Origin of the sequence: Schaalia odontolytica (assembly GCF_009730335.1) — a bacterium.
In the GTDB taxonomy this organism is placed as follows: domain Bacteria; phylum Actinomycetota; class Actinomycetes; order Actinomycetales; family Actinomycetaceae; genus Pauljensenia; species Pauljensenia dentiphila.
Genome location: NZ_CP046315.1, coordinates 2,106,558 through 2,125,421, shown reverse-complemented (window position 1 = coordinate 2,125,421; position 18,864 = coordinate 2,106,558). Strand labels below are relative to the sequence as shown.

General features: G+C 62.1%; 22 protein-coding genes. 12 read left to right on the top strand and 10 right to left on the bottom strand.

Features of this window, described 5'->3' with window-relative positions; translation table 11 throughout:
* Positions 1-143: 143 nt before the first annotated feature.
* Positions 144-1,700 carry a glutamine-hydrolyzing GMP synthase gene (guaA, locus tag FOC40_RS09280; protein ID WP_003793947.1) on the top strand — a complete coding sequence of 519 codons (1,557 nt, stop codon included), beginning with the start codon at positions 144-146 and terminating at the stop codon, positions 1,698-1,700.
* Positions 1,701-1,918: 218 nt separating this feature from the next.
* The gene (locus FOC40_RS09275) at positions 1,919-2,572 is read left to right on the top strand and encodes an EcsC family protein (RefSeq protein WP_039929503.1); all 654 of its coding nucleotides are present in this window, start codon (positions 1,919-1,921) and stop codon (positions 2,570-2,572) included.
* 33 nt (positions 2,573-2,605) lie between these two features.
* On the opposite strand, the gene FOC40_RS09270 is transcribed toward FOC40_RS09275, so the two are convergent.
* A complete protein-coding gene (locus tag FOC40_RS09270) occupies positions 2,606-2,845 on the bottom strand; it encodes a type II toxin-antitoxin system RelB/DinJ family antitoxin (RefSeq protein ID WP_003793952.1) in 240 nt (79 codons plus the stop codon).
* Positions 2,846-2,873: 28 nt separating this feature from the next.
* Between FOC40_RS09270 and FOC40_RS09265 the strand changes: the two genes are divergently transcribed.
* Both FOC40_RS09265 and FOC40_RS09260 read left to right on the top strand, forming a co-directional pair.
* Positions 2,874-3,086, top strand: a complete 213-nt coding sequence (locus tag FOC40_RS09265) for a type II toxin-antitoxin system Phd/YefM family antitoxin (RefSeq protein WP_003793956.1) — start codon at positions 2,874-2,876, stop codon at positions 3,084-3,086.
* 122 nt (positions 3,087-3,208) lie between these two features.
* Positions 3,209-4,078 (top strand): DUF2262 domain-containing protein, encoded by an 870-nt coding sequence (locus tag FOC40_RS09260; protein WP_003793958.1) that lies wholly within the window; start codon positions 3,209-3,211, stop codon positions 4,076-4,078.
* Here FOC40_RS09260 and FOC40_RS09255 read toward each other — a convergent pair.
* On the bottom strand, positions 4,075-4,620 hold the full coding sequence (locus FOC40_RS09255; RefSeq protein ID WP_003793960.1) for a hypothetical protein: 546 nt from the start codon (positions 4,618-4,620) through the stop codon (positions 4,075-4,077). The genes FOC40_RS09260 and FOC40_RS09255 overlap by 4 nt on opposite strands.
* A 167-nt stretch (positions 4,621-4,787) precedes the next feature.
* Positions 4,788-5,636: an aldo/keto reductase gene (locus tag FOC40_RS09250; RefSeq protein ID WP_003793962.1), complete on the bottom strand. Its 849-nt coding sequence runs from the start codon at positions 5,634-5,636 to the stop codon at positions 4,788-4,790.
* Positions 5,637-5,896: 260 nt separating this feature from the next.
* On the opposite strand from FOC40_RS09250, the gene FOC40_RS09245 reads away from it, so the two are divergent.
* From FOC40_RS09245 to FOC40_RS09230, 4 genes are all read left to right on the top strand, one after another.
* A complete protein-coding gene (locus FOC40_RS09245) occupies positions 5,897-6,487 on the top strand; it encodes a TetR/AcrR family transcriptional regulator (protein ID WP_039929167.1) in 591 nt (196 codons plus the stop codon).
* A complete protein-coding gene (locus tag FOC40_RS09240; protein ID WP_003793966.1) occupies positions 6,484-6,939 on the top strand; it encodes a hypothetical protein in 456 nt (151 codons plus the stop codon). Before FOC40_RS09245 ends, FOC40_RS09240 begins: the two co-directional genes overlap by 4 nt.
* Before the next feature lie 283 nt (positions 6,940-7,222).
* Entirely contained in the window at positions 7,223-7,546 is a 324-nt protein-coding gene (locus tag FOC40_RS09235; protein ID WP_003793969.1) for a DUF3290 family protein, read from the top strand.
* 1 nt (position 7,547) lies between these two features.
* Positions 7,548-8,207 (top strand): DUF421 domain-containing protein, encoded by a 660-nt coding sequence (locus tag FOC40_RS09230; RefSeq protein ID WP_003793972.1) that lies wholly within the window; start codon positions 7,548-7,550, stop codon positions 8,205-8,207.
* 37 nt (positions 8,208-8,244) lie between these two features.
* Here the strand turns inward: FOC40_RS09230 and FOC40_RS09225 are convergent, their stop codons facing one another.
* Both FOC40_RS09225 and relB read right to left on the bottom strand, forming a co-directional pair.
* Positions 8,245-8,511, bottom strand: a complete 267-nt coding sequence (locus FOC40_RS09225; protein WP_003793974.1) for a type II toxin-antitoxin system RelE family toxin — start codon at positions 8,509-8,511, stop codon at positions 8,245-8,247.
* Positions 8,512-8,718, bottom strand: coding sequence for a type II toxin-antitoxin system RelB family antitoxin (relB, locus tag FOC40_RS09220; RefSeq protein ID WP_231126006.1), 207 nt, complete (start codon positions 8,716-8,718; stop codon positions 8,512-8,514).
* Positions 8,719-8,876: 158 nt separating this feature from the next.
* On the opposite strand from relB, the gene FOC40_RS09215 reads away from it, so the two are divergent.
* Together FOC40_RS09215 and FOC40_RS09210 are read left to right on the top strand one after the other, a co-directional pair.
* Complete coding sequence (locus FOC40_RS09215) at positions 8,877-9,833, top strand: Fic family protein (RefSeq protein ID WP_003793979.1); 957 nt, start codon at positions 8,877-8,879, stop codon at positions 9,831-9,833.
* Positions 9,834-9,957: 124 nt separating this feature from the next.
* Positions 9,958-10,944, top strand: a complete 987-nt coding sequence (locus FOC40_RS09210; RefSeq protein ID WP_131240481.1) for a hypothetical protein — start codon at positions 9,958-9,960, stop codon at positions 10,942-10,944.
* A gap of 201 nt (positions 10,945-11,145) precedes the next feature.
* On the opposite strand, the gene FOC40_RS09205 is transcribed toward FOC40_RS09210, so the two are convergent.
* Positions 11,146-11,307 (bottom strand): hypothetical protein, encoded by a 162-nt coding sequence (locus FOC40_RS09205; protein WP_003793983.1) that lies wholly within the window; start codon positions 11,305-11,307, stop codon positions 11,146-11,148.
* A 193-nt stretch (positions 11,308-11,500) separates the two neighbouring features.
* On the opposite strand from FOC40_RS09205, the gene FOC40_RS09200 reads away from it, so the two are divergent.
* Positions 11,501-12,634 carry a glycosyltransferase gene (locus tag FOC40_RS09200; RefSeq protein ID WP_003793985.1) on the top strand — a complete coding sequence of 378 codons (1,134 nt, stop codon included), beginning with the start codon at positions 11,501-11,503 and terminating at the stop codon, positions 12,632-12,634.
* Here the strand turns inward: FOC40_RS09200 and FOC40_RS09195 are convergent.
* From FOC40_RS09195 to FOC40_RS09185, 3 genes are read right to left on the bottom strand one after another with little or no spacing between them, the layout of a single operon-like run.
* Positions 12,631-13,347 (bottom strand): TetR/AcrR family transcriptional regulator, encoded by a 717-nt coding sequence (locus FOC40_RS09195; RefSeq protein WP_003793986.1) that lies wholly within the window; start codon positions 13,345-13,347, stop codon positions 12,631-12,633. The genes FOC40_RS09200 and FOC40_RS09195 overlap by 4 nt on opposite strands.
* 22 nt (positions 13,348-13,369) lie before the next feature.
* Positions 13,370-14,131: an ABC transporter permease gene (locus FOC40_RS09190; protein ID WP_003793988.1), complete on the bottom strand. Its 762-nt coding sequence runs from the start codon at positions 14,129-14,131 to the stop codon at positions 13,370-13,372.
* On the bottom strand, positions 14,118-15,041 hold the full coding sequence (locus tag FOC40_RS09185) for an ABC transporter ATP-binding protein (protein ID WP_003793993.1): 924 nt from the start codon (positions 15,039-15,041) through the stop codon (positions 14,118-14,120). The genes FOC40_RS09190 and FOC40_RS09185 overlap by 14 nt, the downstream gene beginning before the upstream one ends.
* Positions 15,042-15,244: 203 nt before the next feature.
* Between FOC40_RS09185 and hemQ the strand changes: the two genes are divergently transcribed.
* The gene (hemQ, locus tag FOC40_RS09180; protein WP_003793998.1) at positions 15,245-17,449 is read left to right on the top strand and encodes a hydrogen peroxide-dependent heme synthase; all 2,205 of its coding nucleotides are present in this window, start codon (positions 15,245-15,247) and stop codon (positions 17,447-17,449) included.
* Between the two features lie 92 nt (positions 17,450-17,541).
* On the opposite strand, the gene FOC40_RS09175 is transcribed toward hemQ, so the two are convergent.
* Positions 17,542-18,522, bottom strand: a complete 981-nt coding sequence (locus FOC40_RS09175) for an alpha/beta hydrolase (RefSeq protein WP_003794003.1) — start codon at positions 18,520-18,522, stop codon at positions 17,542-17,544.
* Between the last annotated feature and the right edge of the window lie 342 nt (positions 18,523-18,864).

The window sequence follows — 18,864 nt, the reverse complement described above, 5'->3', positions numbered from 1 at the left end:
CTCGAGCGCAACGCGAGTCGGCCTCGTCCCCACCCGGGGGCGGGGCCGTCGCCGTATCCGGCGTCCGCAGTGGTGACATGCGTAATGGAGCACGACGGGGCGGGGCGCGCGCGGGTACCATTGGCAGGGTGAACGCTTCTGACATGCATCCCGTCCTCGTCGTCGACTTCGGCGCTCAGTACGCCCAGCTGATCGCGCGCCGCGTACGTGAGGCTAACGTCTACTCCGAGATCGTCCCCCACACCATGAGCGTGGCGGACATGCTCGCCAAGGAGCCCGCCGCCATCATCCTGTCCGGCGGCCCGTCCTCCGTGTACGAGGAGGGTGCTCCCTCCGTCGATCCTGCGATCTTCGAGGCCGGCGTGCCCGTGCTGGGCATCTGCTATGGCTTCCAGACCATGGCACACGCCCTGGGTGGCACCGTCGGCCGCACGGGCACCCGCGAGTATGGACACACTGAGGCAACCGTGGCCGGTGACTCCTGCTTGTTCGGCGGCACCCCCGACGACCAGATCGTGTGGATGAGCCACGGCGACGCCGTCCAGGGTGCGCCCGAGGGCTTCACCGTTACCGCCTCCACCACCGAGACCCCAGTTGCGGCCTTCGAGTCGCGTGAGCGTCGCCTCTACGGCCTGCAGTGGCACCCCGAGGTGGGGCACTCCCAGTTCGGCCAGGACGCACTGAAGAACTTCCTCTACGAGGGGGCCGGCCTGGAGCCGACGTGGACCGCCGGTTCCATCGTGGACGAGCAGGTTGCGAAGATCCGCGAGCAGGTCGGCGACGCGCAGGTCATCTGCGCCCTGTCCGGCGGCGTGGATTCCTCCGTCGCCGCGGCGCTCGTGCACAGGGCCGTCGGCGATCAGCTGACCTGCTTCTTCATCGATCACGGCCTGCTGCGCGCGGGCGAGCGCGAGCAGGTGGAGAACGACTACGCGCGCGGCATGGGCATCCGCGTCATCACGTGCGACGAGTCCGAGCGCTTCCTGTCCGCCCTGGCTGGCGTCACCGAGCCCGAGGCGAAGCGCAAGATCATCGGCCGCGAGTTCATCCGCTCCTTCGAGGCCGCCCAGAAGCAGGTCATCGAGGAGGTGGGCGCCGCAGGTGGCGAGGTGAAGTTCCTCGTCCAGGGCACCCTGTACCCCGACGTCGTCGAGTCCGGCGGCGGCGAGGGCGCGGCCAACATTAAGAGCCACCACAACGTGGGTGGCCTGCCCGAGGACATGACCTTCGAGCTGGTTGAACCCCTGCGCACCCTCTTCAAGGACGAGGTACGCGCGGTTGGCCGTGAACTTGGCCTGCCTGACTACCTGGTGAACCGTCAGCCGTTCCCGGGTCCCGGCCTCGGCATCCGTATCATCGGCGAGGTCACGCGCGAGCGCCTGGACATCCTGCGGGCCGCCGACCTGATCGCCCGCGAGGAGCTCACGGCGGCCGGCCTGGATCAGGAGATCTGGCAGTGCCCGGTCGTCCTGCTCGCCGACGTTCGTTCCGTGGGCGTCCAGGGTGACGGCCGCACCTACGGTCACCCGATCGTGCTGCGTCCCGTCTCCTCCGAGGATGCGATGACGGCCGACTGGACGCGCCTGCCCTACGACGTCCTGGCCCGTATCTCCACGCGCATCACCAACTCGGTGCCCGAGGTCAACCGCGTTGTCCTCGATGTGACCTCCAAGCCCCCGGCCACCATCGAGTGGGAGTGACGCTCATACCGAGCTGAGCTCGCAGACTGATAGCCCCGGCCTCGTCCCTGTTTTGTCGGACGAGGCCGGTGTCTGTTGAGGTTCGCAAATGGAGGGGGTGGGGGGAGCGTGATGGTAAGGTATTTGGTAACTGAGTAACCCCGATGTTGGTGCAGTTTAGTGCTATGGGTGGCGGGGCATTCTGCCGCACTGTCAGAGAGTTATGGAAAGGCTTGGCTGTGGAAAAGCAGTCTTCGGTTGATGAACAGGAAGAGTCGGTGCTTGCGAAGAAAAGGCAAGAAGCACTCGACAAGCTGTATTCGTCCGCATTGAATGGGATTCCCATGGTGAGCGGCTCGGTCGATGACCTGGTCGAAGACTACCTGTCGAAGTATGAGACTGTTGAGGAGGCTGCGGCTGCACTCGTGCGTGCGCAGGTCGTCAAGTGCGGAACCTCTGGTTTTATCACGGGTTTCGGGGGCCTTATCACCCTTCCTGTGACGATCTCTGCGAATCTGAGCAGCGTTTTCTATGTGCAGATGCGTATGATTGCAGCGATCGCCGCGATGGGTGGCTACGATGTCAGGTCGGATCAGGTGAAGACTCTTGTGTTTGTTTGCTTGACAGGCACGTCCATCGCTGATCTGCTGAAGGAAGGCTGCGTCAAAGCTGGTGAGCAGGTGACGCGGGCAGTGATTAAGAAGATTCCGGGCGCTGTTTTGACAAAGATTAATCAGCGTATCGGTTTTCGCTTTATCACTAAGTTTGGCGAAAAGGGTGTCGTGAACCTCGGAAAGTGTGTGCCTCTCGTTAGGGCTGTCATTGGTGGGGGAATGGACGTGGCATCGACGAGAGTGATCGGTAAGAGGGCGATCGCGGAGTTTATTGCGTGAGCCTTCAGGGCGGTGCGCCCTGTGTTGCTGTTTCTATTCGCCGTCATCCCAGTCTCCAGGGAGTCGTGCGACTCCATTCGCGTCCAGAGTGGGGCGATAGGCGTAGCGCTCGAGTCCATCAAACGTGGGAGTCTCGGGGTGCATGTCGAAGGGGAGGCCGCCAATCTCAATCGACTTGGCGAGGAAGATGTTGATCGCGTCGGAGAGGCTAATTCCCCAGCGCGCATAGACGGCTGCGGCGCTGGCTTTGATCTGAGGCCAGATTCTGGCCATAATTGTGGCTAGTCGTGAAAGGGGTAGTATGTCGACACTGACTATGGGGCTCGCCGAGGCGAAGAATAACTTTTCGCGGGTGACAGCAGAGGTGAACAGGACGGGGAAGCCTGTCACGATCCTCAAGAACAACAGGCCATGGGTCGTCATTCAGCCTGCACAGCAGTCTGAGGGCGCTGTCGATGTCGCTGTTGACTTCATGGATGCCTACGCGGACGTGTTTGAAGAGCTTGCGAAGTGACCGCTGTCGTGTTTTCCCGGGATGAGGCCGGGGCTCGTTCGCCTCTGAGTCGGTCGTCAAGCCTCGCGCAGGGTAGGGTTCGTCGTGGCGAAGCGGCAGCCCTGGATCAAGGAGGATGACACGTGGATCTGCTCGAATATATGCGCGTGCAAAACAATATGACACAGGAGGAATGGGAGCATACCTTCGAGGAAGAGGCGCGGGAGATTTTCGTTCTGGTCGCCGGAAGCAGTGGGGCGGCGAAAAGGAACGGCTTCTGGGAGGCCGCGCACTCCTATCTGGCGTACGTGTACTATGAGACCGGCGCCCTGTGTGCGGATGATGGTCGGCTGGTCTACCCCGTGAACGATAAGGACAATGCCGCTGGCAACGTCTTGGGCCGATTCCGTGACGAGGAGATCTATCGCGTCGCGGCGCGCAAGAAGATCCCGCAAGAGCTCCCCGAGGGCATGAGCGCCTCCTCGCAGAACGAGTTCCTGATTGTCGAGGTCCTGGAAGAAGATGCCCCGTGCCCCGCCTTGAAAGAGGTGCTGGCCGACTATCGCAGGCCGGTCGTGGTGACTGACGAGGTGCTCGGAGAGCTCACTCTCGACAAGGACTACGACACGTTCGAGGGAGTCATCTCGTGGCGGGATGAGGACATCGACATCTCGCTGGAGGTTGATTCGTCCAGCGAAGACACCTGGACCGCTGCCGTGGCCGCCATGAAACAGATGGTGGCCGATCAGGATCGGTGGGATCGCGACATGCAAGCGTTCGCCGCGCGGGAGCTGACGGAGCTCGCGTGCGAGTGGCGCGAATCCGCCGACGAGGACGTCCCCGAGATCACCGAAGAGAGCTTCGCTCAGAGGATCGAACTCACGAGCATCGCGATGGATCCGGACGGCTCGTTCTCTGCCTACTTCGATGACGACGACATGTTCTTCGGGCACTGCGTCGTGGTGTATGGAACCCTGGAGGATGGGGTCTCGTCAGCGGTGATGGCGGGTTAAGTGTCCTGAGAGCAGGCGGCGGCAGTGCGATCGAGTCGACGCAGGAGCGCATAGAGCCAGATGGCTGCAGCAAAGTCTGCGATGGGAACAGCATGTATCTTTCTGAGTCTTTTCACTGTTGCTGATGGGATTGTCTGTTCGGCCAGTAGGCGTTTTGTTACGGCAAACCCATGGAAGGATGACACGAGCATCAAGCAGTAGACTCCCGCGTCCAGAGGGAGGATAAAAAAGACCAGGAGTAAACCGCCTATGTTGCCGTTGGAGCTATCTAGTGGAACTCCGATCGTGAGAATGAGTGTGATGAGGAAGATGGGGAGGAGAGCAAGCTTGACGACGAGACCCCAGAAAGCGAGTACGCGTGGAGCAACCTTGTCTTGCGAATGGAGCACCGTGAGGGCACTGAAATAGATTGTGATCAGCAGCGCACCGATCCATGCGCCGATCGGGAAAAGAGGTTGCTTGGGCAGGGCTTGGTCGAAGCACCCCGCATAGACCACAGTGACAACGAGGAGGGGTGCGGCGATGCGTGCGAACCTGGCCATGCGGGGATTTCCTTATCGGACTTCGTTGACTGGCAATGACTATAACATCGCTGTCGTGGAGCGAGGCCTACCCCGCCAATCGGGGTAGACCTCATCGTGCGCGCGTAGTCCACTAGGGAATCAAACGACGCAATCCTGCGCCGCGCTTGGGTGCGCAGGGAATGCGACTACTTCTGGCCCTCCACGTCGGGCACGTACGCGAGGAAGCCAGACAGGACCTCGTCGTTGTGCTCGAAGAACGGCTTCCCCTTGTCAAGGGAATCGATCTGGGCCATGTCCTCGTCGGTCAGCGCGAAATCGAACAGGTTGATGTTCTGAGCGATGTGCGACGGCGTCTTCGATCCCGGAATGACGATGTGTCCCTGCTGAATATGCCAGCGCAGCAGCACCTGGGCGGGGGACTTGCCGTACTTCTCGGCGAGGCCTTGGACAAGGGGTTCAGTCATGATCGAATCGTTGCCGCGCCCACCCAGCGGGTACCACGCCTGCAGTGCAATGTTGTGCTCTGCCAGGAGCGCCTTGAGTTCGGTCTGCGGGAAGTAGGGGTGGCACTCGACCTGGTTGATCGTGGGGACAACCTCGCACTCGTCGAGGATGCGCTGCGTCTGGGCCACGTCGAAGTTCGACAGGCCGATCGCGCGAATCTTGCCTTCCTTGTGTGCCTTCTCCAGGATGCGGTACCCCGCGACCGTGTCGCCGGCGGGCTGGTGCAGGATCATCAGGTCGATGTAGTCCGTGCCCAGACGCTCGAGCGTCTCGTCAACGGCGCTGGCACGTTCGAAGAACGACGGCCAGAGCTTCGTCTCGAGGAAGATCTCCTCGCGGCCCTTCGAGGATCCGCGCATTCCGCGGCCGACGGCGCGCTCGTTGACGTAGACGTTCGCCGTGTCGATCAGCGTGTAGTCGTTGTCGAGTGCGTAGGTGACCGCCGACTGGGCATCATCGGGCTCGAGCAGGTAGGTGCCGAGGCCGACCTGGGGGATTGTGATACCGTTGTTCAGGGTGATGTGGTCCATGTGAGCTCCTATGTTCTCGTGAGCGGTGTGCGGTGGGAGGGCAATGTGGTTGCTGAACTGCGCGGACTCTGCTGACTATCAGCGTATGCCTAACGCGAGGAGCTGTGTGCTGTGGTGGGCGTATGTAGACGTGTGACATATCGCGAGTTGGCGCACAAGTGACGCGATCCCTGGTTGCTGCCGTTGTCGCGTGCCCGGACAACCCTATACTGAACACTGTTCATTATGGATTGTTGCAGGTAGCAAAACAGCAGGAAGTCGTGCCCAAACAAGTGATCGACCCGGGCAAACTGGTCAGCCAGGCCTACGCCATCGCCTCGCGTGACGGCATCTCCGCGCTCTCCGTGCGCAAGGTTGCCACCGCGTGCGGTATCGCCATCGGCTCGGTATACGGCTACTTCCCGACCAAGGCGGACCTGACGGCCACCGTGCTCACCCGCTTCTTCGAGGAGAACCTCTCCGACGAACTGTGCGCCGTGCGCCCCGGCGAGCGCTTCACCTCCTACGTGCGGCGATTCCGCGAGGCCCTATGTGCTGCGCACGCCGACATGAGCGTCGACTGGTTCGCTGAGATGCGCCGCCTACCCAGCGGCGAACAGGAAGCCCTCGAGGCCGTGCGCGCCCCCATGCTCGCCCACATAGAGCGCGGACTCGCGCGCGTCCTCGACGCGGACGAGGCCGTGGATCGTTCCCGGCTCGTCGGCCCCATGAGTGCCGAGGCCCTGTGTCGCTACGTGCTGCGCGCCGTCTTCGCCTCCCTCATGGAGGGCGACGAATGTGAGACGCTGTTCGCCCTCCTCGACGCCTCCCTGTATGACGACACCACAGAAGAAAAGGACGCTAAGAAATGAGTCGATTCCGCATCAAGAAGCAGCCCCTGATCGCCGTCGCCGGCATCGTCTGGCTGCTCGCAGGCCTAAACGTCGCGGTCCTCGGCGTGCGCGCGGCCATCGACGTGCGCGGCCTCACCGCAATTGTCCTCGTTGCGCTCGTGGGCGGCGCGGTCGCCATCTTCTGCGCATTCCATCCGATGTTTTCCAAGCTCGTCAAGAAGAACACTCAGCGCATCGCCGACCTGGAGGGCGAGCGTCATCACGTGGTGCGCTTCTTCGACCGCAAGAGCTACCTCATGATGGCGATCATGATGTCCCTCGGCATCGGACTGCGCGCCGCAGGACTCGTCCCTGACTGGTTCATCGCCTTCTTCTACACCGGCCTCGGCCTCGCCCTGAGCCTCGCAGGCGCCAGCTACATCGCGCGCGGCGTGCGCGGTCGCGCCTGGGCGTTCCATGGGACCAACTGAACCCGATGCGCTTTCCCGGCCACGGCCTCGTCAATGGACGAGGCCGTTGCGCCCCCAGTGCTGCTGCTTCGTGTGTCCGCTGTGAGTGCTGCGCTGTCCATGTTGGCTGCAGTGCTAGTGTGACCCTGTTTGAGTGACCTGCACACCATGGATAGCGCATGAACTTCTATACCCTCGACTACATTGTGTCGCACCAGAGTTTGGACGCGACACGGCGTCTAGCTGCGATCATCGTCTTGTCGTTGTGGCTCTCGCTTTTAGCGCCCTGTATCTGCATAACCGGGTGAAAACCCGCTGGCGTGACGTGGGCATTGGACTTCTTGTGTTTTCGCTCGTCCTGCTGGGAATCCAGACCGAGCAATACCTGAAGGTCAGTGATCAGCAGTCGCAGGCGCAGCTGCTCGTGGGCTTCATGGAGGGTATCGCCATCGATCATGGTGTCCAGGTGCGTGACGTCATGGTGAATAAGACGTCCCTGCAGGACGGGATGATCGTGCGCTTTAACGAGGAGGACTACACCGTCCATCTCAATAATGACAACAATTCCTTCACTCTTGAGCGCACCCACATCATCGACCATGGCGTCTACGTGAACGGGGAGCACTGACATGGACTTCTACACGCTGACCGCTATCAAGTTCGCGCTCGGTATCCTCACGATGCTGCTCCAGATCAACATCTTGGGAAAGCGTGACTTCTCGCTGAACACGCCTCTCAATCAGGTGCAGAACTACGTGCTGGGCGGCATCATCGGCGGTGTTATCTACAACTCGTCGATTTCCGTCTTGCAGTTTCTCGTCATCATCTTGATCTGGTCGCTCGTTGTTATCGCGACGAAGATCCTCATCGATACCAGTAAAACCTTTAAGAAGCTTGCGGCCTGTCAGCCCGAGCTGATCGTTCGTGATGGTGAAGTGGATATTGCGCGCTGCGCGAAGGTGGGAATGACCGCGGAGGGACTGAGCAGGAGCCTGCGTGAGCAGAAGATTGCCAGCGTGGGTGATGTCGCTGCAGCGATCATGGAAACCAACGGGTCTTTGACGATTCGCGTGCGCGGTGATGGTTCTAAGCGCTCGCTTCTGCCGCTCGTGACCGATGGTCAGCTCGTCCCTGATGGTCTCCTTCTTGCTGGCAAGGACAAAGCCTGGGTCAAGGAGGAACTCAAGAAGTTGGGGTACTCCTCGGTCAAGCAGGTGTTCCTGGGCGAGCTTGTCTCTGGGCACCTTGAGGTGATCCCGTACCCAAAGACAACGAGTGTGAAGAGCTAACGTCGAGGAGGCCTCGTCAATTGCCGAGGCCTCCTGATCACTGGTAGACGTGTCGGCGGTGTCCGACGGAAAACACTTCGATGATGAGGCGGTCGTCCTCGATGATGCACAGGGCGCGGTAGTTGCCGATGCGGTAGCGCCACTCGCCTGATCGGTTGGCTGTGAGGCCTTTGCCGTGGATGCGGGGGTCCGAGCAGCCCTCGAGGTTTTTGCCGATCCATGACGTAATGAGTCGCGCGTCGAATCGGTCCATTTTCTTCAGTTGCTTGAGGGCTGTGTCGCTGTACTCGACGTGGTAGGACATTTACAGGCCCAGCTCTGCGAGTACCTGCTCGTGGGTGTACCGAACGCCGGTGTCTGCTGCGACTGCTTCGCGCAGAGTTGCAAGGTCCTGCTGGTCCTCGATCTTCTCGAAGACGGCATCTCGAACGAAGTCGGAGATCGTTTTTCCTTCAAATTCGGCGTACTTGCGCACGACTTCGGCGTCCGTTTCGTCAAGGCGCATGGTCATGGTGGGCATGGTGACCTCCCGGTGGTGAATACAACGTATTCTAGTTCTTCCTGGTGTCAATGTGCAATGGTGTTGGGCCTAGTGGGTGGTGCTGATTGCGGGTACTGCTCCTTGATTACCGCCAGTGGCGGTATAATTTGGCGGTAATAGGAGGGCTTATGGCTTACGAACCATCGTTCAAGCGCAGCGACGTAATCGACGCGCTCTGTATAGAGATCGCGGAACTCGTCGGTACCCTCTCGCCTCAAGCCCCACTGTCTACCAGTCCCACGCTGCGTAGGGAGCTGCGGATTCAGACGATCTATTCCTCGCTTGTTATCGAAGGGAACAAGCTCGATAAACATGCGGTGAGCGCGATTATCGACGGAAAACCAGTGCTCGGCGACCGGCGTGACATCCTCGAAGTAGAGAACGCGCGCGCAGCCTACGACCTCATTCCCAGCCTTGACCCCTACTCTGCGGAGGAATTGCTGCGAGTCCACCGCGTGATGATGGACGGCCTCGTCCCCGACGCAGGGCGCTTTCGCTCCGGCAATGTCGGCGTCTTCAATGGAGATACCCTGATCCATGCTGGAACTCCTGCTGCGTACGTCCCCGAGGTCATGGGCGGCCTCTTCGAGTGGCTGCGCACAACACGCATGCACCCGCTGCTCGCCTCGTGTGTCTTCCACTTCGAGTTCGAGTTTTGCCATCCCTTCTCTGATGGGAATGGCCGGACGGGGAGGCTCTGGCAGACCTTGCTCCTCTCCCGGTGGCGTCCGGTTCTGGCCTGGCTGCCCGTTGAATCCGCGATCAGGAGGCGGCAGGCGGATTATTACGAGGCCTTGGCGCGTTCTGGTGCGACCGGTTCGTGTGAAAGCTTCGTGGAGTTCATGCTCGAAGCAATCAGGGAGGCCATACTTCCGTACGCGCGGCCAGAGAGTGCAGCGGACGCGGAGCGCGCCCGCGTGCTCGCTTTCTTCCGTGACAACACGCGGTCAACCGTCGCCCAGCTTGCGCAGCACCTCGGCTGCTCAAAGCGAAGCGCTGAGCGCATCGTCGCGCAGCTCAAGGAAGAAGGCGTGCTCGAGCGTCAGGGGAGTCCTCGGTCCGGCGAGTGGAAGGTGGAGAATTGATTAATTCATAGTATCGGGGCTAGCTTAGAAAGCGGTTCGATCTGTTTTAGCTAAATCGTATCGCATGTAAGTTGAATGATGAAAATTTTTGCAAATATGCGATGATGGAAAGGTGTGTTGGATCATGTGGGATCAAATTGAGTCAGCAGGTACTTTGGTTGGGCTGATTGCGGGCGTTGTATCACTCGTGCCGGTGTTGGGTTACCTTCGTCGTGTATGGAAGTCTCGGTCAGATGTAATTCGAAAGAATCACATCTTGAGGGGGTCGGAACTATCGACAATGGAGCGATATCTCGACGTAATTGAGAATACAGATCTTCTGATTGATGAAGCTTGCACCGTGCGTGTACTAAAGAAAGAACTGGCTGAGGATATTGTCAGTTCAATTGTGAGGACCTACTCAAGAAAGAAATATGGGGGAACGATGGGGAGGTTGGATCTTCTGGGGTGCGTGTTCATTGCTTTTGTTTTTCTGTATGCAGTTTGCTTGTGTTTATGGGAGTGGAGTAGAGGGTGGGGCTCTGGTGACGTATGGGGTTACTTGTTTCTCATGGGGTGTCTTTTTTCGGTGTTGTTCCTTGTTTTTGTTGTTGTCATGTATCTGGTGTATCTATGCTGTGGAATTTGGAGGAGACGGGTTGCGAACTCATTGAGAGAAGATATTCAGCAGGAGCGTGTCCCGTTGTCTTCAATGGCTGATCTCATTCAGCCTGAAAGTAAAATGGTGTTTCTTGATGGGACCGTGCGTTTGGGGTATGAACCGTTTCTTATGCGCCAGTCTCGGTTTGTTTCTTCTTTAATGGGTGTAGTTAGTTCTCGTGTGGACGGGCGTTGCCTTCAGAGGGGCGAAATTAGGCAGGTGAGAGCTAAAGGATGTGACGATCAAATTAAGTCGATAGTGCAGGCTTATCTGGATTGTTGGCCTGGTGATGTTGAGTCGTCGGTGTTCTTCGTTTTTTCGGAGAATGGTGTGACGAGCGTTAAGGTTGTTTCTATGCTGCGTTCTTTCGGGTATCTGGCCTATGATCTCGGCGCAAGCTCTGATAATGAGCGTCTTCTCAATGCGTACTTTACTGAACTAAATATATTAAGGGCGTGTGGACTGATTTAGTGTAGGAGAATTTGGTGTTGCGTGTGCATGTATGCATTTCAAGCTTGTTGGGATTCGGCGTGTTTTGGTCTCAATCACTTTGACTATAAAGTGTTCGGGTGCAGTTGGTGAATTGTTGTATAGGTGTGGGATACCCATGACCACGTGTTGAAGGAGCTTTAGGCAGCTGCAAATGCTGGCGCGGGGTGAAACCTTGCTCTCTCAACGTGCTGTATACGTAGTCGAAGTGCGTGGGGTTACCTTGATGATGTTCATGACGAAGGGCATGGCGTGCAGGCGTTCCGTGGGGATGCCGCGCAGCTCGCAGGCTTGGGTGTGGTCGGTGCCGAAATGCTCCACGACCCTGACCTTGTCGGTGTTCATGGTGGCCCTTCCTTGCGTCGGTGCATGGGTGCGCTGCGGGAGTACGAGCGGTTGTGCTCTAGCTTAGCCACGATGCGTCGGTGAGTTGGCCCCGAAACTCAGCCCCGGCCTCATGCATGAGAGGCAGAACGAGGCCGGCGTGGGGATGTTGTAAGTGTCGTACCCTTGAATCGTGAAGGTTTTCGTCGTTCCCATGGTCGCCCGCTCGCGGATGGGCGGGCCGTGGTCGCGCGCGCAACGCGTCGCCCGCGCCTTCCGGGATGGTGGCCACGAGGTTACGCTCGCGTGGGGAGACGACGGCAACTGCACCGATCCCATCGCTCCGACGCTCGAGATTCCGGTGCCCTCACCTCTCGGCCTTCCCGAGGCCATCGCCCGCCACACCTTCCCCGTGGCCTCGCGCCTCGGCCTCATGGGCCGCAAGCCCGTGCATAGCTTCGAGGAGGTCCTCTGGCTGACCGGAGCCCTCGATGAGCGCTACACGCGCGCGGCCGTCGACGCGCTTCGCACCCACATGCGCACCGCGCGCCCCGACGTCGTCTACTCCGAATTTAGCCTCGCCGCCGGCATCGCCGCCCGCGCCGAGGGAATCCCATGCGTGGGCAGCGCCTCGCAGCCGACGACCGCCTCCTACGCCTCCAACCCTCGTAAATCCGCGGGAATTCGACGCCTGCTGCGCGAGATGGGAATGCCTGCCCCGGCCTCGTCCCTGACGATCCTTGAGGGAATGCGACGCCGCTTCATTCCGAGCTGCCCGACCCTGGAACCGTGGGCGGGGGAGTGGGCCGTCTACTGCGGGTTCCTGGACGAGCCACCCGCCCTGACAGCGACGCCTCGCGATTGCGCCCTCGTCTACCTCGGCGCGGGCAGCGTCCCCGCAAGCGTCGCCGTGCGCGCCGGACGAGAGCTCGCCCGGGCCCTCGGATGCGACGTCTACGTCGCGGGAGTGCCCGAGGCCACCCAGGTTACAGGCGGCCACACGGTGTCCTGCGCGCCCCGCTTCGACTTCGCCGATCTCCTGCCACGCGCCCGTGTCTTCGTGCACCACGGCGGGCAAAACTCGATGATGGACGCTCTGTCCTACGAAGTTCCCCAGGTTATCGTCCCGGGGCGCGTCTTTGAGCGCCAATTCAACGCCGAGGCCGTGGAAAACGCACGCTGCGGCCTGACCGTGCGCGCTTCCCAGCCAGCGCTCATCGCACGCGCCGCCCGCCGACTCGTCGATGAACCGGCCCTGACCTTGGGAATCCGAGGGGCGCGCGCGGAGCTGTGCTCGCTCGGCGGCGGTACGCGCATCGTGCGAGAGGTAGAAAAACTGATCAGCTAGGCCCAGCCGCGCAGGATCGCCTCCAAGCCCCGCTCAAACTGTGCGTTGAAGTCGTAGCGGCCGTCCAGGAGATCCTCGATGAGCGGGCGCAGTGCCTGCGCATCCTCGGGGTCGAGTGCGTCGCTCGCGGCCGACAGGTCGGCGGGCTGCTCGGGGGAGCCGCCCACGGGCGGAACGACCTCGGCGGCGACGAATGCCGTCGTGTAGATCGACACCGCGTTGACCAGTCCCAGCATGTCCGCGTTCGGCGTGAAACCGCGCCGGGCGAGCGTCACGAACACGCGCGCCAGGAGCGAAAGCTGCTCGGGCGTCGACATCGGGTGCGTGAGTAGCAGCATGACCGCGCCCGGGTGGGAGCGCAGTGTTGATGCCAGGCAGTGCGCGTAGGCGCGCATGTAGGTCAGCAGGGGCGAGGTGGGGGTGCCGTCGGTCGGTGCCGATGCCTCGGGCGTGGGCGTCGATTCCGCGTTGACCGTCCCGGCATCTACGCGGGCCAGGAACGCCTTGAAGGTGAGGCGCCAGACCTGCTCCGAGATGCCTTCGAGGAGCGCCGCCTTGTCGGGAAAATGACGATAAAAGGCGGCCTGGGAGACGCCGAGGCGCTTTCCCAAGGACCGCAGAGATAAAGCGGAGAGTCCCTCCTCGTCAACCAGGTCGAGCGCGGTCGACAAGATGATGTCGCGAGACAGCGCACGCTGCTTCGACTGAGGCATGGACTCTCCGCTTCGGTTGTTACTACTCCCTGTGATAACGGAACTGTACCAGTGCCAGCCCCGCGATCACCGCGAAGAAACCCCACAGGACGCCGATCTGCGCCCCGACGTCGGCAAGGCTCGCCCCGTCCAGGCTCACCTCGTGAATAGCGGTGATCGCCCAGTAGGCGGGGGACAGGCGCGCGGCGTGCTGCGCCCAATCGGGGAACGAGGAGACCGTGGAGAAAGACCCGCCGATGCCCGCCGCCAGCATGCCGATGATGTTCGACAGTGACAGGGCCACGTCGTGGCTGTGCGACCACAGCGCGAGCGCAACGCCGAGCGCCGATAGAACCGCGGAGAAACTGAGGAGAATCGCGGTGAGTGCGACGAGAGAACCGGTCGGTCGATACCCGAAGATGAGAGCGCCGAGCGCGAGGACAATCGCTATTTGGACGGTCTGCATGAGGAAAGCGACCAGCGCCTTGCCCGTCAGGATGGTCGCGCGTGAGGTGGGGGAGGCCTCGAGGCGCTCCCACGTGCCCCACGAACGCTCGTTGAAGAACGAGCTGATGATGTTCTGCACGGCCAGGAACGAGAAGAGGATCGCGATCGACGGAACCGCCTGCTCAGCGCCCGTGACGCCCGCGTAGCCGTCGGCCAGGAGCATCGACTTGAACGCCGGCATCATGAAGGGAATCAAGACGAGGGGGATCATCGTCAGGATGAGCGTGGGCGCCGGGTCGGTGAGCTGCAGGCGGATGTTCAGGCGGGTCATAGCCCCGAGTTGCTTAAGCTGTGACATGGTCACTCTCCTTGATGATCTGCAGATACGCGTTGTGCAGGCTCGCCTGCCTGATGCGCACGTCCGTCAGTCGTGCGCCTTGAAGGGTGGGCGAGGCCAGGGCTTCGCCGATCCGCGAACCCGGGTCGGCCTCGTCCCCGATATGCCGGAGGAGTCTCCCGTCGGCGTTCCATCCGTCGAACGAGGCGACGGGGCGGTCGAACTCGAGCGTGACCTCGGCGCGCCCGTGGCTGGAAATAATCTCTTCGAGGGTGCCACTCGCGACGATACGTCCCTCGTTCAGGATCGCGATGTCGGAGCCGAGCTCCTCGAATTCCGCCAGGTAGTGCGAGGTGTAGACGACGGCCGCACCCTCGTCGGAGAGCTGGCGGACCGCGCGCAGGATTTGGCTGCGCGCCTCCACGTCCGCGCCGACGGTCGGCTCGTCCATAAAGACCAGGCGCGGGTGGTGCATGATCGCCATGCCCGCGTGGAGCCTGCGCTGCTGTCCGCCCGACAGGTGCGAGGCGCGCTGGCCTTGTTTCTCTGTGAGGCCGAGGAGGTCCATGACCTCGCCCGCGCGGGAGGCGGCCTCGCGTCGGCCAAGCCCGTGTAGCTCGCCGAAGGCTGCCAGATTCTGGGCGACGCTCAGGTCCGGGTAGATGCCGAGCTCCTGGGGCGCGTACCCGATTGATCGTGCGGCCTCGGTGGATGCGGGGCGGTGGCCGCAGATGCTGATACTTCCGGAGTCGGTGCGGCGCAGGCCGCACAGGATTGTGATGAGCGTGGACTTGCCCGCCCCGTTTTGTCCGAGCAGGCCGAGGATCTGCCCGGGTTCGACGCGCAGATCGACTCCGCGCAGTACCTCGTGAGTGCCGTAGCTCTTGCGGATTCCCTGGGCCTCCAGGCCCAGAGCGTGTGGATGTGACACGGTGACTCTCCCATCGGTTAACGCTGTTAACTTATGTGTCGTAGATAAGGTTAACGATGTTAACTTTTGTGTGCAAGGTGGCGTTGCTCGCAGGGGAAAACTGCTGATTTGCTGCGTTTTTCTGACAATCTGTCGCTGCAGTGGGAAGGGGAGCGGCCCTACACTGTCTGCGCGAGGCCTGAAGGAGGACTGAAGTGCCAGGTATGGATACCTACGACGCAATCATGCTGCTGTCCTACGGTGGCCCGAACGGCGAGGAGGACGTCCTGCCGTTCATGCGCAACGCGACGCGCGGTCGCGGAATCCCTGATGAGCGGCTGCTCCAGGTCGCCGCCCACTACAAGCGCTTCGGTGGGGTCTCTCCCATTAATGCCTGCAACCAGCGCCTGATCGCCGACCTGTCCGCGGAACTCGCCAGGCGTGGGCACGACATTCCCGTCGGGTGGGGAAACCGCAACTGGCACCCGTTCGTCGCCGAAGGCCTCGATGAGCTCGCCCAGGCGGGTGCCCGGCGCATCCTTGTCCTGCCCACCTCCGCCTACGCCTCGTACTCGGGGTGTCGCCAGTACCGCGAAGACCTCGCCGAGGCCGCGGAGGCCCTGCGCGACAAGTGGGGGACGATCGAACTGGGCGCCGAGGACAGCGCCGACAATCGCAACGCAGACATCATCCTGGACAAGGTCCGCCCCTACTACTCGACCCCCGGCATGGCGAGCGCGCAGATCGCGTCGGTCCAGCGTGCATGGGAGGCCCTCGCGGCGCGCGGTGCCGATACCTCCGGGATTCGCCTGATCTTCGTCACCCACTCCATCCCCGTGAGCATGGAGGCGGGGTCCTCGCCCTTCCCGTTCCGCGCTTCGAACGACGAGGCCGTGGCGGCCTCGGGCGGTCGCGTCGACGAGCAGGGGAGCGTGGCCTCCTCGGAAGCGGGAACCCCCGCAACCGAAATCAGCTACGTCGCCCAGCATCACGCCCTCATTGGGGCGATCATGCCCGAGCTGCGGCGCGTCCTCGGGCGCGTGGATCTGGGCTACGACCTCGTGTATTGCTCGCGGTCGGGACCCCCGCAGGCCCGCTGGCTCGAGCCCGATATCAACGATTTCCTCGAGGAGATCGCCGGCGACGCAAGCCCGCTGACCGGCGTCGTGGTCGTCCCCATCGGGTTCATCTGCGACCACATGGAGGTCGTCTACGACCTCGACACCGAGGCGAAGGAGACCGCCGCACGCCTGGGGATCCCCTACGAGCGTGCAGACACCGTCGCGACGGATCCGGCCTTTGTGTCCTCCCTGGTCGACGTCCTCGAAGAACGCGCTGCTCAGGCGCGAGGCGAGAATCCCGTGCCCGTCACCGTGACGGGCACCGGCCCCTTCCATACCGTCTGTCCGAGCGACTGCTGCCTCTCCCCGGCGCGCCCCGGCCACCTCGGACCTGCCGCCGGGAGCGCCCACCCCGGCGCCGCCCCTCATTCTTCCGGCGCGCCCGCCCGAGCCGCCGTTCAACCAGCTACAACTCAGGAGGACTCCATGTCTACCCCGCATCCCCACGCCGTCGTGCCGCCCGAGCAGAACCCGGAAAACCCGGGACATCCCGCGGGAGTGCCGGATCGCGTCGGTGAGCACGCCGCACGCCACCAGGCCCGCCACGCGGGTACCGAGGCGACGCCCCACTCGCACGCCGCTCACGCCCGCGTCACCGACCCGCGCGATGCGACGGACGTCGACTTCGACGAGGTCAACAACAAGCAGCACTACGCCCTCTACTCCGTGTTCGCACTCGGTGAGTCCCTGCCCGCCGGCGACGGTGAGCGCGGCCGCATCGTCGCCGAATCCCTGGACTATGTGAAGGGTGCGGGTGCGGAGATCCGCGGCTTCTACGACGTGTCCGGCTTCCGCGCCGAGGCCGACCTGATGGTGTGGTGGCTTGACGACGACCCGGAGGTCCTGCAGGATGCCTACCACCGCTTGCGCGCGTCAGCGCTGGGCAAGTTCCTGGATCCGGTGTGGTCCTGCATGGGCCTGCACACCCCAGCCGAGTTCAACAAGCGCCACATTCCCGCCTGCTTCGGCGGCGTCGCACCCCGCGACTGGGCGATGGTCTACCCCTTCGTGCGCTCCTACGACTGGTACCTGAAAGCCCCCGAAGAGCGCGCCCGCATCATGGCCGAACACGGCCGCAACGGCTTCGCGCACTACCCGGACGTCAAGGGCTCGACCCTGTCGGCCTTCGGCTTCTCCGACTACGAGTGGGTGCTCGCGTTCGAAGCCGACAGCCTGGACCGCCTGGAGGGCGTCATGCATGCCCAGCGCTACACCGAGGCGCGCCTCTACGTGCGCGAGGACACCCCGTTCTTCACGGGTCCGCGCGTGAGCCTCGGTGAGTGGGCGGAGCGCCAGCCCCGCGCATAAGGGTCTCGCTTATCTGTCTGTCAGCCCCGGCCTCGTCCCTGAGAAAAGGAACGAGGCCGGGGCTGACTCTGTCAGTGAACGGGGAGAATCCCCTACGCGGGCGGGAAAAGGAGCGGCAGGTCGTGCGCGACCTGGTTGCGGACCGAGGTCATGGAGTGGTTTTCTCCCTCGTCGATCCACAGCTGCAGGCTCGCGTCTGTCATCAGGTCGGGATAGTCGGATTGCAGCTGCGTCAGCTGGGGCATCATGTCCCACAGCGCGGGATCGTCCGACCCGACCGAAGCGAGAATCCGGAAGTCCTGCGGACCGTAGTGCGCGCGCTCGGCCCCCGCGGCAATCAGCTGAGCGATCTGGTCGGTGTCGGCGTCTGTCTCGCGCCCGATCCACGACTCGCCCGCCATCGGTATGTAGCCGTAGAAGTACTGCGGGCGCAGGGCAAACACGTCCCACGTGGTCGTCGAGCCCATCGAGAAACCGCCGAACGCGCGGTGCCTGCGTGAGGCGCGCAACGACTCGTCCGAGGTGTCCCCACGCGCGAACGTCGTGTAGCGAGACTCGACCGCCTTGATCAGCGTGTCGATCTCGGTTGTCGCGAAGAAGCGATTGAGTGCGTAGTCGTCCTCGTAGTCCTCGGTCGCGAACGACCGATCCGGATAGTAGGTCGCGAATACGACGATCGTGGGAGCGATCGACCCTGCGGAGGTCAGCTGATCGACCACGGGGGCCACTCCCCCGGCCAGGCCGTCGGCCGTTCCCCACCATCCGTGCGTCAGATAGACGATGTTCGCTGGAACCCCCGGCGTGTAGGACGCGGGCACGTAGACGAGGGCCTCCTTCTCGTAGGTCACGCCCTCGTAGGCCTGCTCGTAAGTGATCTGTTGGATCGACCCCTCTAGTGCCCGGACGGCGAGCGCGGAGGTCGTGCCGTCCTCCTCGTAAGAGACGGGGGCGGGGTCCTTCTGGCCGTGACCGGTTCGATGGAGGGCCGCCGATGTCAGGCCCGCGAGGCCAAATAGGGAGAGCGTGATCGCAACCGACGCAGCGATAATGCCTATCCTGTTGGAACGGCGCATGAATCGTGTTGTCACTGCCCTCGCCTCGACCTGGTTGTCCTCATGTCTTCCACTGTATGCCCGGTTGGGCCGCCGCTACCAATCGGTGTGTCTGTTGCTACTAAGTGGTGTCTCTGCTGCTACTCGTTGGCGTGGCCGGTTCTGTACTGCGTTCTCCCTCCAATTCCGCACGTAATTCCCTCCCCGATCCTTATAGATTTCAAATGTGATCGTTGGAATTCCGGGGTTTCTGGGGGCTTGGTGAAATGGGAACTCGGGGAATTACGTGCGAAATTTTGGGGGCAGAGTGGGGAGGAGTAGGGAAGTGCTGAGTGAGAGTCGATACGTGCGGATGGTTACCGT